Source organism: Flavobacterium sp. SLB02, from assembly GCF_009664855.1.
Taxonomy (GTDB): domain Bacteria; phylum Bacteroidota; class Bacteroidia; order Flavobacteriales; family Flavobacteriaceae; genus Flavobacterium.
In genome coordinates, this window is the sequence record NZ_CP045928.1 from 1,790,779 (window position 1) to 1,806,680 (window position 15,902).

The following is a 15,902-nucleotide window of genomic DNA, read 5'->3' on the forward strand; positions in this document are numbered from 1 at the left end:
TTCATGAATACATTTTCAAAATATAGCCTCACATTTCTTATCGTTTTTAGTTGTACTTTTTTAAAAGCGCAGTCGTTTATTACAACTCAAAAAGCAGACAATGTTGTTATACTAAAAGAGAAATCTTCACCCTTATCCTTTCTTGTCAGTAATGGAACAGATTCGGGTATTTTGCGTGCAATCACTAATTTACAAGTTGATTTTGAAAAAGTTACGGGAGGAAAACCAGTAATCTTAAATCAGAAACCAAACTCATCATCGCCACTAATTATTATTGGAACAATTGGAACCAATTCGGCTATTGATGATTTAGTTAAAGCAAAAAAAATCGACGCAAAAGAGCTCAAAGGCAAAAATGAAAAATTTAGCATTGCAAACATTAAAAATCCATTTACCGGAGTAGACGAAGCTATCGTGATTGCCGGAAGTGACAAGCGCGGAACAATTTACGGCATTTACGAATTATCCAGGCAAATTGGCGTTTCACCTTGGTATTACTGGGCTGATGTACCTGTGGAGAAAAAAGAGAATCTTTATTTTGTAAAAGGAAATTACACCGATGGCGAACCTGCTGTGAAATACAGAGGTATTTTTCTAAATGATGAAGCGCCTGCATTAAGCGGCTGGTCGAAAGCTACATTTGGCGGATTTAACAGCAAGTTTTACGAAAAAGTTTTTGAATTACTGCTTCGTCTAAAAGCCAATTATATCTGGCCTGCAATGTGGGGGAGTGCTTTTTATGATGATGATCCTGCCAGCGGACCTCTTGCCAACGAAATGGGAATTGTCATGGGAACATCGCACCACGAACCAATGGCTTTGGCACAGACAGACTGGCATCGTTACATTAAAAAAAATAACCTCGCAAATGTATGGGATTATAATAAAAATAAAACCGTTCTGGATGAATTCTGGAAAAGCGGTATAGAGCGCAGTAAAAACTGGGAAAAGCTCTTAACCGTAGGAATGCGCGGAGACGGCGACGAAGCCATGAGCGAAGGAACCAACATTGCTTTGCTGGAGAATATCGTAAAAGAACAACGCAAAATTATTGCTGAGGTAACCCAAAAAAAGCCTGAAAAAACCCCACAGGTTTGGGCTTTGTATAAAGAAGTTCAGGATTATTATGATCAGGGAATGCGTGTTCCTGATGATGTTACGCTGCTGTTTTGTGATGACAATTGGGGAAATGTACGTAAACTCCCTGATCTCACCAAGCCGCTTCATAAAGGCGGTTACGGCATGTATTATCATTTTGATTATGTTGGAGGTCCACGAAATTCGAAGTGGATCAATATAAGTCCGATACAAAGGGTTTGGGAACAGATGAATTTGAGCTATGAACATGGCGTTGATAAAATCTGGATTGTAAATGTGGGAGATCTTAAACCAATGGAATTTCCTATCAGTTTCTTTTTAGATATGGCATGGAATCCTAAGAAATTCAATTCTCAAAATCTTTTTGAGTTTACCCAGAAATGGGCAGCTGACCAATTCGGAACAAAACACGCCATAGAGATTGCAAGATTATTAAACACTTATCCAAAATTCAACCGAAGAGTAACGCCCGAAATGCTGGACAGCACAACCTACAGTCTGGAGAATTATAACGAATTTGAAACGGTGGTCAATGACTATAAAAATCTGGCACTCGATGCGTATCGAATTTATAACGAAATTCCAAAAGAATATAAGGATGCTTATTTTCAATTGGTTTTATACCCAATAGATGCCTGCAGCAACCTTTATGAAATGTACTATGCACAGGCCAAAAATAAAAAACTCGCTGTAGAGAAAAATAGTATGGCAAACGCCTATGCAGATAAAGTAAAAGTTTATTTTGAAAGGGATTCTATTCTTCAAAACAAATACAACAATGAAATTTCCGGAGGAAAATGGACCCATATTATGGATCAGATGCGAATTGGATATAAGGCATGGCATGATACTCCAAAAAACATTTTACCGGAAATTAGTTATGTTTTTGAAAAAGATCAGGTTAAAAGAAAAGTTTTCGCAGAGAAAGAGGGTTACGTTTCTATTGAGGCCGAAAACTTTTCGAAAGTAAATAATTCGAATAGTATTCACTGGGAAGTGATTCCTGATTTTGGAAAAACAAAAAGTGGTATCACGACATTTCCTCAAAATAAGTATCTTGCTCAAAACGAGAATATTTTTGTGGAGTACGAAATTGATTTTGTCTCAACAGGTGAATTTAATGTAGAACTGCTTTTGGCTCCAACTCTTAATTTTAATAGTAATAAAGGCCTTCGTTATGAAATTTCATTTGATGGAGAAAAACCGCAGCTTGTAAATTTTAATGGAAAATACCGTGGTGAATTAGGAAAATGGCAGGCAGAGCATTTAATTCATTCCTCGACTACGCATACTATTTCGAAAGCAGGAAAACATACAATGCGTTTTCGGGTTTTGGACTCCGGAATTGTACTGGAGAAAATTCTAATAGATACAGGAGGATTAAAAACAACATATTTAGGAGCTCCGGAAAGCGAAATTATTTACCAGGATAAATTCTAATTTTTTAATCGATTACTATTATTAACTAATTCTATAAAGGATATGAGGAAATTATACCAATTAAGTTTAATATTGTTTACGGTTTTATTTACATCATCTGTCAAGATAAGTGCTCAAAATGCAAAAGTACAAATTGATAAAAACAAAACATATCAAAAAATTACTGGTTTTGGAGGGTTTGTATGCAGTCCGCAATTTGGTTATAATTACATGTCTACAGATGAAATCAAAAAAATGTGGGGTACAAACAGTGAAGCGGGTTATAACATTATGCGGCTTTATATTCCGGCTGAGAATAACTGGCCCTCAACCCTTGCGACTGCAAAATTAGCCAAGAATGATTTAGGATTAAAGATTTTTGCCAGTCCATGGACAATGCCTGCAGAATGGAAAACGAACAATAGCGAAGTTGCAGTTTATACAGATGCAAATGGAGTGCAGCAAATTGGCTACCTGAAAGAGGAACATTATGAGGATTATGCTTTGTATCTTAATCGTTATGTAACCTATCTTCGCGATAATGGAGTAGAACTCGATTATATTTCAATTCAAAATGAGCCTGATGAAATGGCTACCTACCAAGGCTGTATATGGACACCTGTACAGATAGCTGCTTTTGTTAAAAATTATGGTCATCTTATTAATTGCAAAGTTATTGCGCCAGAGAGTGTTGGTTATTCAGATTCTTTTTCAAATGCTTTTTTGGATGCTGATACCATGCTAAACTTTGAAGTCTACGGAGTTCATCAATACGGTGGCATTCAGTCTAAATACAAACAATTTCAGAATTATAACAAAGAGATATGGATGACAGAATATCTCATTAACTGGAATTCTGCAGGTACGGTTCGTGATTTTAGTTGGGGAATTGATGCTTTTAGTTTCGCAAACAGTGTGAATGATGCCTTGCTAGGAAATGTCAATGCGTGGATTCACTATTCAGCTAAACGATATTATGGACTAATGGGAGATGGAACAAACGGAACAGTATCTGGAGAAATGACTAAAAGAGGGCATATACTTTCGCAATATGCCAAATTCACTACAGGGACAACACGTGTAGAATCAACATGGAGCGATGCTAGTGCACAACTCAAAGGGTCTTCGTACATAAATGAGGCCGGTGATAAAATTGTTCTCACCATAATTAATCCATCACAAAACACCTATAATCTTACCGTAGATTTGCCATTTTATTCTGTAAAAGGCACTAAAATAATTACCAGTCAGAGCATTGATATGCAGAATACAAGCATAAGTTTCACTGAAACATTTCGTCCCGTAGTAAGCATTGACCCTTCCAGTTTTATTACATTGATATTTGAAAAGAGTAAGGATAGAGTACCTTCACAAATGAGCAGTAAAGAAGTTCATTACGGTATAATTGAAAATCAGTCTGTTACAAGTTCAACATTTGGAACAACATACCAGATTAGTGGCAAAACAGTAACGTTTTCAAACGCAAGCCCCCTGATAAGTACAAACATGAATGATTCTAACGGATATTTGAAATTAGACAACCGTTACAATAAATTTATACTTCATGTTAAAAGTTTTACTACAGCAAATCAAGCCAATACTGACAATACAACACTGTATTATATCAATGACAATGGAGAAGTAAAGTCTAAAAATTATGGAAAATTTAATTTTCCTACAGGGGTTGAATTTGATTTGACATTTGATATTTCTAAATCTGTTCTTACAGATGGATGTAAGGGAATTATTGGCTTGCGAAATTCTAATTACAGTTCAGTACTTACTTTAAATTTGGGTGATGTATATTTTAATATTGCTGATGAAAAAGCGGCCGAATTTGCAGGAATATATTCAGATGATGATAGCCTTCTGATGGATGCATTGCAAAGCACCAACTATGTATCATTAGATTTTAGAAACACCAGTGGTATCAGTTCATCTCAGGACTGGCATATCAAATCTACAAATAAAAATAGTATTTTTTATGTCACTGCCAATAACACTGCCGATAATGTAATATCAGGAACAACGTGTAACAATCTAAATCTTATCGATCAGGGAGGTGATTTTAATGTTCCTTTTGTTTTTTCAGCTATATCTGCATCTTTTACCAAAACTATTACAGGTTTTGATGTTTTAGTTCTTCCATTTGAAGCCAGTATACCGCAGGGTGTAATAGCCTATACGATGCAGCCTTCATCTGCCAAAATCACCTGCGATAGAATTCAGGGTATGATTCCGGCAAATACACCTGTTTTATTGAGTGGCTCAGGTACATTTATTTTTAGTGGAACCGGAAATGTTTCAACACCAAAAGCCTTAACTGTTAATCAAATGAATCCGGTTTACATTGGTGTTAAGGCGCCTGCAGGAAGTTACATATTAAAGACAATAAATAATACAGCAGGATTTTATCCTGTAACAATGGGAAGTGAACCGCTAGTTGCATCATTTCATTTTTACTTAAGTGAAAAAAGCGGATATAATGCCGCTGCGCTTCCCTTGGAGTTTACCACATTAAGCACAGTTGAAAATGCATTAGAGGATCAGGTTGGTTTCAAATTATATCCAAATCCTGCCTTGGAGGAAATTTTTGTCGATAAGATGTCTTCTGATTTTGATTATAAAATTTTTAATGCTCAAGGCATTTTAATGAATTCGGGGACTTTGAAAAAAGGCAATACCAAAATAAGAATAGAATCACTGCCCGCCGGAGTTTATTTTATTAACGGAATCAATGGTACATCTAAAATAAGCAGAAAATTTATAAAAAGATAAAATTTCAGGTTGATGAAACACTCGCAAAAGTCTTTTTAATAAAAAAAAAGACTTTTAATTACAAAAAAATATTATGAGAAATCTTTTATTGAAATATAAAATTTCATATTGTCTGCTGGGATTATTGATTGGATCTTCTGCTATAGCTCAAATGCATTCATTTGATTTAAGCGAAATAAGATTAAAAGACGGGCCATTTAAAAATGCTCAGGATGTCGATCTGAAATATATTTTAGCACTCAATCCAGACCGACTTTTAGCGCCGTATCTTATTGCATCCGGAATACCTTTAAAAGCAGAGCGTTACGGAAATTGGGAAAGTATAGGACTTGATGGCCACATTGCCGGACATTATCTTTCGGCATTGGCAATGATGTATGCTTCTACAGGAAATATGGAGCTTAAAAATCGGCTGGACTATATGATCTCAGAACTGGAGAAATGTCAGCAAAAAAACGGCAATGGTTATGTGGGCGGAATTCCGCAGGGAAAAGTTTTTTGGGACCGCATTCATAATGGAGATATCGACGGAAGTAATTTCGGATTAAACAATACCTGGGTACCGCTGTACAATATTCATAAACTTTTTGCAGGTTTAATCGATACGTATCATTATACAGGAAATGAAAAAGCAAAAGAGGTTGTAATAAAACTGGGAGACTGGTTTATCGAATTAATTCGTCCACTTTCTGAGGAACAGATTCAAAATATATTGAAGACAGAACATGGTGGCATAAACGAATCTTTTGCCGATTTGTATAGTATTACCAAAGACAAAAAATATCTGGAAACGGCCAAGAAAGTTTCGCACTTAGCAATCTTAAATCCGCTCGAGAAAAAAGAAGATAAGTTAACAGGATTGCATGCCAATACGCAAATACCAAAAGTGATTGGTTTTGAGAAAATCGGTAAACTTTCCGGCAATAAAGAATGGACAGATGCTGCGCAGTTCTTTTGGGAAAATGTTACCCAAAAACGCAGCGTAGCTTTTGGTGGAAATAGTTTTGCCGAACATTTTAATCCAACCGAAGATTTTAGCGGCATGCTAAAATCAAATCAGGGGCCGGAAACGTGTAATTCCTATAATATGGAGCGCTTAAGCAAAGCTTTATTTTTAGACCAAAACAATGTAAGTTATCTTGATTTTTACGAACGCACACTTTACAATCATATTCTTTCGAGCCAGCATCCTGAAAAAGGCGGTTTTGTTTATTTTACGCCCATCAGACCCAATCATTATCGCGTGTATTCGCAGCCGGAAACCAGTATGTGGTGTTGTGTGGGTTCAGGGCTCGAGAATCATTCTAAATATGGAGAATTAATTTACAGCCATTCTGATAATGATGTTTTTGTAAATCTCTTTATTTCGTCTGTTTTAGCTTGGAAAGAAAAGGATATTTACATCGAACAAAGCACTAGATTTCCATACCAAAATAGCACCAATTTTGTTTTGAAACTAAAGAAAAGTAAAACATTTTCTATCAATATCCGTTGTCCGGAATGGGCTGGAAATTTTGAAATTTCAATTAATGGAAAAATTCAGAAAATAGAAGCAAAACCCTCTAGTTATGTAACCCTTAACAGAAAATGGAAATCCGAAGATCAGATTTGCGTTAGCTTCAAAACTTCGACACATTTAGAGAATTTACCCGACCGTTCCAATTGGAGCGCTTTTGTAAACGGACCTATTGTATTGGCTGCCAAAACATCAAACAAAGATTTAGACGGATTATTTGCCAATGACAGCCGAATGGGGCATATTGCATCCGGTAAATATTATGCGTTGGATCAGGCCTATGAAATCATAGGCGATAAAGCAGCTTATATCGCAAAACTGAAGGATTTAGGAAACTTGCACTTCCGTTTAGATTCGTTAGAATTACAGCCGTTTTTTGAAATTCATGACGCGCGTTATCAAATGTATTTTCAAAATTATACCAAAGAGCAATATCAGGAAAAACATGCTTTGTTGAAACAGCAGGAAATTGAGACATTGGCTTTGGAAGCTAAAACCATCGATAAAATTAATTGCGGCGAACAGCAGTCAGAAGTAGATCATCGTTATAAAGGTGAAAAAAGTGATTCTGGCTACGACGAGACAAAAGCCTGGAGAAGTACCAAATCGTATATTTCTTATCAGTTATTGAATAAAAACAAGGCTGGAAAATATTTGGATATCATTTGCACAGCCGATTTTAAAACGGATAAAATCACGATTCTCATCAACGAAAAACCGGTACCCATTATTTCGTCAGCAAATAAAACCATCCGATTAAATGTCGAAAAGATCAAAGAGGTAAACATTACCATAAAATCTAATGACGGAAGCAATAGTCCAAAATTTCATCAATTCAGGATTTTAAAAGATTAAAAAATGATACCAAATAAAATGAAAATTAGAAGTGTTGTTTTTAGTCTTTTTTCGCTTTTTACTTTGTGTAACTATGCACAAAACAAGGCGAAAAATCCAGTTATTTTTGCTGATGTTCCTGATATGTCTATCATTCGTGTAAACGATATTTATTACATGAGCAGCACAACCATGCACATGAATCCGGGCGTTCCTATTATGAAATCTAACGATTTAGTGAATTGGAAAATCGTTAATTATGCCTATCAAACATTAGAAGATGATAATGATAAACTAAATCTGGATAATGAAAAAAACGATTACGGAAGAGGTTCCTGGGCGAGCAGTCTGAATTATCATAATGGTACCTATTACGTGAGCACTTTCTCTGGAACAACTGGTAAAACCTATATTTTTTCTACGAAAGATGTAGAAAAAGGACCTTGGAAAAGAACCGTTTTAAATACTTCTTATCACGATCATTCTATTTTTTTTGATGATAACGGAAAAGTGTATATGGTTTGGGGAGCGGGAAAATTGCAGATCGTCGAATTACAATCAGATTTATCCGCTGTAAAAGAAGAAACAAAAAAGGTATTGATTGAAAATGCCAGTGCGCCAGCAGGAAACAATATTATGCTGCAATCTGAAGGTTCACAGCTTTTTAAAATCAAAGGAAAATATTATCTTTTTAATATCGTCTGGCCAAAAGACGCAATGCGAACGGTAATTATACATAGGGCAGATAGTATTTTAGGACCTTGGGAAGGAAAAGTAGGTCTGCAGGATTTAGGAGTTGCACAAGGCGGGCTTATTGATACACCAGACGGAAAATGGTTTTCGTATTTGTTTAAAGATTCCGGAGGTGTAGGCCGTATTCCTTATCTGGTTCCTGTGGAATGGAAGGACGGCTGGCCCATTTTAGGTAAAAATAATAAAGTACCAGAATATCTGGATTTACCACAAAGCAAAGGTTTAATTCCGGGAATTGTAAACTCAGATGATTTTACAAGAAAAAAAAATGATCCTGATTTGCCTTTGGTCTGGCAATGGAACCACAATCCTGATAACTCCCTGTGGTCTGTTAGGGAAAGAAAAGGATATTTAAGATTGAAAACAGGCCGGAAAGACAGCAGTTTTGTGCAGGCTAAAAATACCCTTACACAAAGAACTTTTGGATCTGAATGTTCCGCATCTACCTTAGTGGAGGTATCTAAAATGAAAGAAGGCGACTTTGCAGGACTTTCGTTATTGCAAAAAGAATATGGATTTATAGCGGTAAAGGTTGAAAATGGTACAAAAAAAATAGTCATACTTGATGCCGTTAAAGGGAATCCGCGTGAAGTTGAAAGCATTTCTTTAGTTCAGGATAAAATCTATTTCAAAGCAGCATGTGATTTTAAAGATAAAGCAGATACCGGAAGATTTTTTTACAGTCTAGATGGTGAAAAATGGATCAGCATTGGAAACGCAATAAAACTGCCTTATACAATTCCTCATTTTATGGGATATCGATTTGGGTTGTTCAACTATGCAACTACAAATATTGGCGGTTATGTAGATTTCGATTATTTCCATATTGAAGATCAAATTTCAAAAAATAATTAGTTCAAGTTGCCAGATTAACAATTCAGTAAATAAGTTGGCTCTAAAAAAGTTTAATCCCTATGGGATATTTTTTCGGGTAGATTTCATTATTCTTCTACCAATATTTAACTCCTAACGGAGTAACAAAAAATATCTCGGAGAGATTACATATTGTTAGAAATCAATATTCAGGTCAATTTTTGTCCTGTAGGGACTAGACTTTCTTAACTAGCAACTTGAATTAATTCCTTTACGATTTAACCAAAATAAAATACGCATTAATATATTAACTCAAATAGAATAATCATGAAAATTAGTTATTTGTTTATTATAAGTTTACTATCTTTTTTTAGTGTAAACGCGCAGCAATATCCTTATAAGAATCCCTCGCTTAGTTCAGCAGAGCGAGCAAAAGATTTAATTTCACGATTAACTCTTGAAGAAAAAGCAGTCTTAATGTGTGATCAAAGTGATGCGATCCCCAGACTTGGAATTAAAAAATTTAACTGGTGGAGTGAAGCGCTGCATGGTTATGCCAATAATGACAATGTTACTGTTTTTCCAGAGCCCATAGGTATGGCAGCTTCGTTTGATGATCAGTTACTGTATCGTGTTTTTGATGCCGTATCAGATGAAGCTCGGGCAAAATATAATCAATGGATTAAAAACGGTAATGAAAACAAACGTTTTTTAAGCCTTTCGGTTTGGACTCCTAATGTCAATATTTTTAGGGATCCCCGTTGGGGCCGTGGACAGGAAACCTACGGAGAAGACCCTTATCTTACTTCCCGGATGGGAATTTCAGTTGTCAAAGGGCTACAGGGCCCGGCAGATGCCAAGTACCGTAAACTTTTAGCTTGCGCAAAACATTTTGCTGTTCACTCAGGACCAGAATGGAGCAGGCACGAATTGAATTTGAATAATGTAGATCCTCGTGAATTGTACGAAACTTACCTGCCGGCATTTAAAGCACTTGTGCAGGATGCAGATGTGCGTCAGGTGATGTGCGCGTATCAACGCCTGGACGACGAACCATGCTGCAGCAACACCAGATTATTGCAGCGTATTTTAAGAGATGAGTGGGGATTTAAATACCTGGTCGTTTCAGATTGCGGCGCTGTAACTGATTTTTATACGACTCACAAAGTTTCATCAGATGCGGTACATGCTGCATCAAAAGCTGTCCTTGCAGGAACAGATGTCGAATGTGTCTGGGAGAAATATCCCTTTAAAGAACTGCCGGCAGCTGTTGCTAAAGATCTCATAAAAGAAGCCGATATTGATAAGAGTCTGCTTCGCGTATTAGTTGGTCGTTTTGATTTGGGTGAAATGGATGATGATGCCATAGTGCCGTGGGCTCAAATTCCCGCATCGGTTCTTAATAGCAAAGAGCATCAGCTCTTAGCACTTGAAATGGCTCAAAAGTCAATGACGCTTTTACAAAACAAAAACAATATTCTTCCTTTAAATAAATTAATAAATAAAATAGCAGTATTAGGTCCAAATGCTGATAATGAACCCATGTTGTGGGGGAATTATAATGGAACACCCGTTAAAACAATCACCATTAAAGATGGAATAGAGTCAAAAATTCCGGAAAATAAAATCTTTTACGATAAAGCATGCGACTTAGTCGAGGATAAAGTAAATCAAAGTTATTTTGACCAAATTTCATTTGAAGGAAAAAAAGGAATGAAAGCAACCTATTGGAATAATCCAAATAGGGAAGGCAACAGTGTAATAACCCAGCAGATTTTAAATCCTATTAAAATGACTACTGCCGGTCAGCATGAATTTGCTTCAGGGGTTAAGCTTGAAGGTTTTTCAGCAAAATATGAAACAGAGTTTTCAGCAAAAGCAAACGATACGCTTGTTTTTAAAACAGGGGCTACTGGTGTTTTTGAGTTACTGGTTGATGGAAAATCAATTGCAAAATATACCAATTGGCGTACTGTTCCGGGAAATATTTCATTTGTCGTTCAAGCGGGTAAAAAATATAAAATCGAAATCCTTTTTGCCCAGTCAAACAATTGGCAGGCTAATCTTGAATTTGATTTTGGAAAAGAATATGACATTGATTTCAGTTCTTTAATTCAAAAATTAAAAGGTATCGATACCGTTATTTTTGCAGGCGGGCTTTCTACCTTGCTTGAAGGAGAAGAAATGCCTGTTTCTTCCCCAGGATTTAAAGGCGGTGACCGTACTGATATTGAACTTCCGGCGGTTCAGAGAAAATTTTTAAAAGAACTTAAAGCGGCAGGAAAAAAAGTAATTTTTGTAAACTGCTCAGGCTCTGCAATTGCATTGACACCTGAAACGGAAAGCTGTGACGCCATTCTGCAGGCATGGTATCCTGGCGAATCCGGAGGTCAGGCTGTTGCGGACGTTCTTTTTGGAGATTATAATCCTGCCGGAAAACTACCTGTTTCCTTTTACAAAAATTCAGATAAATTAGGAGACTTTGAAAATTATTCAATGAAAGGGCGCACCTATAGATATACAACAGATGTTTTGTTTCCGTTTGGTTTTGGCTTAAGCTATTCTAAATTTACTATTGGTGAGGCAAAATTGAGTAAAACGGATATAAAACCAAATGAAAATACACAATTAAGCTTTCCTGTAAAAAACGTTAGTAAACGTGACGGAACAGAGATTGTGCAGGTTTACGTTAGAAAAGCAAAGGATACTGATGGCCCTTTGAAAACACTCAAAGCATTTAAAAGAATCAATTTAAAAGCAGGTGAAAAGCAACTTATAACGATAGATTTACCAGCTTCTTCATTTGAATTTTATGATGCCAATACTATAGGGATGAAGGTAACATCAGGTATGTATGAGGTATATTATGGTAATAGTTCAGATGCTAAAGATTTAAAAATGATTACAGTAACTGTTCAATAAATCATTGTGCGGCAAAAGATAAATAATAAGAAGATTGGAATCTCATTGTACAACACAATTATCGAAATGCATTGATTGGGAATTTATTTTAGAACTGAATCTTTTTTCTCTAATTTAGTTCGCAGTCTGTTAAGTGAAAATTCCATATTATTATAACGTAATTCTTTTTTACAGATAAAAATAAATTAATAAACCAAATAACCAATAATTAGTTATGAATTTTAAATATGCTCTATGTTTATTTCTCTTTAGTTTTTTGAAATTAAATGCACAATCAGTGGTAAAAAGCCCCGATGGAAAACTCATAGTAGTTTTGGCTGTCGAAAATAATATGCCGGTTTACAATGTTTCATATAATGGAAAAATTTTCCTGAAAAACTCTCCTCTTGGTTTAAAAACAAATGTTGGTGATTTTACCACAGGATTAATTCTGCAGGCCAGTGCAGATCAAAAAAAGATTGAAGAAACATATGAGCTTCCTAATATAAAACAAAGAAGCGTGCATTATAGAGCTAACGAGGCTGTATTTTCTTTTACCAAAGAAGGGAAAGAGGCTATTGATATAATTTTTAGGGTAAGTAATAATAATGCAGCTTTTAAATATAAAGTTTATCCTCAAAAAGAAGCCCGCTCCTGTGTGGTGCAGCAGGAAGCATCTGGTTTTGTTTTACCGGAAGGGACCACTACATTTCTTTGCCCGCAAAGTAAACCCATGACAGGATTTGCCAGAACTGCGCCAAGTTATGAAACATCGTATACACTAGATGATTCCATGGGCAAAAACGGAATAGGAGAGGGATATACCTTTCCATGTCTTTTTAAAGTAAATAATCAAGGATGGGTTTTAGTATCCGAAACCGGTGTAGACAGCAATTATTGTGGCAGCAGGTTAATGGGGCGTGATAAAGGATTGTACACGATAGGATTTCCAATGGAAGGAGAAAACAACGGAAACGGTACAACTGCTCCGGGCATACCATTAGCTGGTGAAACGCCGTGGCGTACCATTACTGTTGGAGAAACTCTGGCTCCTGTTGTAGAAACCACTATCCCTTTTGATTTGGTTCAACCAAAATATAAAGCCTCGAAAGAATACCAATATACTAAAGGTTCATGGAGCTGGATTATGAAAATGGACAACAACACCACTTTTGGGGTGCAAAAACAATATATAGATTTCAGTGCGGCGATGGGATATCAGACCATTTTAATTGATGCACTTTGGGATACCCAGATAGGAAAAGATAAAATAGCTGAACTGGCCCAATATGGAGCAGCAAAAGGTGTTGGTTTGTATTTATGGTACAACTCGAACGGATATTGGAATGACGCACCTCAGGGACCTCGAGGCATGATGGACAATGTCATAATGCGTCGTCAGGAAATGGCATGGATGAAAAGTGTCGGTGTAAAAGGAATTAAAGTAGATTTTTTTGGGGGAGACAAACAAGTAACCTTGAAATTATACGAAGAGATCCTCACAGATGCTAATGATTTTGGAATAATGGTTATTTTTCACGGTTGTACCTTACCAAGGGGCTGGGAGCGTATGTATCCAAATTTTGCTTCTAGTGAAGCTGTTCTGGCAAGTGAAAATCTGCATTTTGGACAAAAAAGTTGTGATACCGAAGCTATGAATGCTTCGTTACATCCTTTTATTCGAAATACAGTAGGAAGTATGGACTTTGGAGGAAGTGCCTTAAATCAATTTTATAATAGTGAAAATCTACCCAATAAAGGTTCAAAACGAATAACTTCTGACGTATTTGCCCTGGCAGCTGCTGTACTTTTTCAAAGTGGGGTGCAGCATTTTGCATTGGCACCAAATAATTTAACCGATGCTCCCGCCTGGGCTATAGATTTTATGAAAGAAGTACCCACGACTTGGGATGAAGTTCGTTTTTTAGAGGGATATCCTGGTAAATATGTAGTGCTTGCCCGCCGAAAAGGAACAAAGTGGTACATAGCTGGAGTGAATGCTAAAAAAGAAACGGTAAAACTAAAAATCAAGCTGCCAATGATTGCTTCTGGCACAGCATTTAAATGTTACCTTGATGATAAACATTTAAATGGAAAAGTAAAAACAATGAAGCTTAAAAACAGCCATGAGATCGAAATTTCAATTCCTTGTAATGGAGGAATGCTGCTGTTGAATTAGTTCTAAATATAGCCTAGCAGAACTTTAATATAATGAAAAACAGCGCATTCTCATGCGCTGTTTGACCAAAATTACTAACTTAACTTAAACTACCAAAATTTAATTTCTTAATAACCAGGATTATTATCGCTTGGTTTTATATTTGGATTTGAAGATGTTTCCCTGTTTGGTATTGGCCATAACTCACTTTTACCAGCCTGAAAACCTGTACCTGCTAATTCTGTACTAGCGATACCCCATCTTATAATATCATCAAAACGGCTTTGCTCACCTGCAAACTCTACTTTACGTTCGTGAACAATAGCTGCGAAAACAGCATCTTTTGTAGGGGCAATAGTAGTTGTTAATCCTGCGCGGTCCCTTACTTCTTTGATGTACGCTATAGCAGCCGTTTGAGAACCTCCTGCTCTTTGGTTTTCGCATTCTGCTTTCATAAGCAATACATCTGAATAGCGCATCACTTTGAAGTTAATACTTGAGCGTGTCGCTTCATCTTCTCTTTCGTAATAGTTTTGATATTTTTTCCAGCCCGCTCTTCTAATACCTGCAGAGGTAGTAAAATTACTTGCCAGCATTACCTTGGTTCCTTTCAAATAGGTTGAGCCTGGTACATAAAAAGAATCTCCAAAACGTAAATCTCCTGCCTCATACGAATCTAACAAATTGTCTGAGGGATACACATTGTACCAACTTAGGTTCCCATATTCCTGTCCTCTAAGTGTAGACTCTTCAAAACCAGTTCCCTCGCTATCACCAACAGCCCCCCATTGATCACCTGTTCCATTTTTCTCGTCAAACTCAATCTCAAAAATTGATTCTTTACCGTGTTCTGTCTCTACCATAAAGTTGTTGTAAAAACTGCCTTTATCCTCCAGACTGAATCCTGTAACATTATTCAATGCAACCAACGCTTCATCGTATTTTTTTTCGTATAACAATACTTTTCCCAGATAGGCGTAAGCTGCTTCTTTATTAACTCTTCCTGGTACTTCTGTTGCTCTTGGTAAAAGATTTTTAGACGCAAATACAAGATCTTCTTCTATCAAAGCATAAACTTCTGCCTTAGGACTTCTAGCTTTGCCGATAATAGTCCCTGTTTTGTAAATTGGTAAATCTCCAAATCGTTTCACGAGCAGAAAATAATAATAGGCTCTTAAAAAATGAGCTTCTCCTAAATATTTGTTCTTTTTCTCTTGTGAAAAATTCGAACTTGGAAGAGCATTTATTTTCGCCTCATTATCCAGTACAAAATTAGCTCTGGATATCCCTTTATAACAGGATTCCCAATAATATTGAATAATATCATTTCCTGCATTAAAAGAAAAATCCTGAAAAGGTTTTTTGTTTCCTTCTAACTGCGGGTTTCCTAAAGCATCCTGAGCCATAAGATCCATTGCAAAAGAAAAATTTCTGCCATAAAGCCCTCTTGTCTGCAGATTTGCATAAGATGCATTTACAGATGACTGCACCTGTGATTCATTTATAAAGAAGGTTTCTGGTCTTAAAGTGTTGGGATTAGTTAATTCTAATTCACCAGAGTCACATGAAGTTATAGTTAAAACTCCTGTCATAACTATAAGTATATATTTTATTTTTCTCATTTTCTTTTAT

Annotated in this window: 7 protein-coding genes; 6 read left to right on the forward strand and 1 reads right to left on the reverse strand. The window is 36.2% G+C overall.

The genetic code is table 11. The annotated features are described in order from the left end of the window. Nucleotides 1-3: 3 nt before the first annotated feature. From GIY83_RS07120 to GIY83_RS07145, 6 genes are all read left to right on the forward strand, one after another. Complete coding sequence (locus GIY83_RS07120; RefSeq protein ID WP_208686000.1) at nt 4-2,538, forward strand: glycosyl hydrolase 115 family protein; 2,535 nt, start codon at nt 4-6, stop codon at nt 2,536-2,538. Nucleotides 2,539-2,580: 42 nt separating this feature from the next. Then, a complete protein-coding gene (locus GIY83_RS07125; RefSeq protein ID WP_208686002.1) occupies nt 2,581-5,295 on the forward strand; it encodes a T9SS type A sorting domain-containing protein in 2,715 nt (904 codons plus the stop codon). Between the two features lie 73 nt (nt 5,296-5,368). Then, nucleotides 5,369-7,666 carry a glycoside hydrolase family 127 protein gene (locus tag GIY83_RS07130; protein WP_208686004.1) on the forward strand — a complete coding sequence of 766 codons (2,298 nt, stop codon included), beginning with the start codon at nt 5,369-5,371 and terminating at the stop codon, nt 7,664-7,666. Nucleotides 7,667-7,669: 3 nt separating this feature from the next. After that, nucleotides 7,670-9,253, forward strand: a complete 1,584-nt coding sequence (locus GIY83_RS07135; protein WP_229029241.1) for a glycoside hydrolase 43 family protein — start codon at nt 7,670-7,672, stop codon at nt 9,251-9,253. A gap of 285 nt (nt 9,254-9,538) precedes the next feature. Further along, nucleotides 9,539-12,133 carry a xylan 1,4-beta-xylosidase gene (gene xyl3A, locus GIY83_RS07140; RefSeq protein ID WP_208686006.1) on the forward strand — a complete coding sequence of 865 codons (2,595 nt, stop codon included), beginning with the start codon at nt 9,539-9,541 and terminating at the stop codon, nt 12,131-12,133. A 214-nt stretch (nt 12,134-12,347) separates the two neighbouring features. Next, nucleotides 12,348-14,291 (forward strand): glycoside hydrolase family 97 protein, encoded by a 1,944-nt coding sequence (locus GIY83_RS07145; RefSeq protein WP_208686014.1) that lies wholly within the window; start codon nt 12,348-12,350, stop codon nt 14,289-14,291. Between the two features lie 107 nt (nt 14,292-14,398). Here GIY83_RS07145 and GIY83_RS07150 read toward each other — a convergent pair whose 3' ends face one another. Then, on the reverse strand, nt 14,399-15,892 hold the full coding sequence (locus tag GIY83_RS07150; RefSeq protein ID WP_208686017.1) for a RagB/SusD family nutrient uptake outer membrane protein: 1,494 nt from the start codon (nt 15,890-15,892) through the stop codon (nt 14,399-14,401). Nucleotides 15,893-15,902 lie beyond the last annotated feature (10 nt).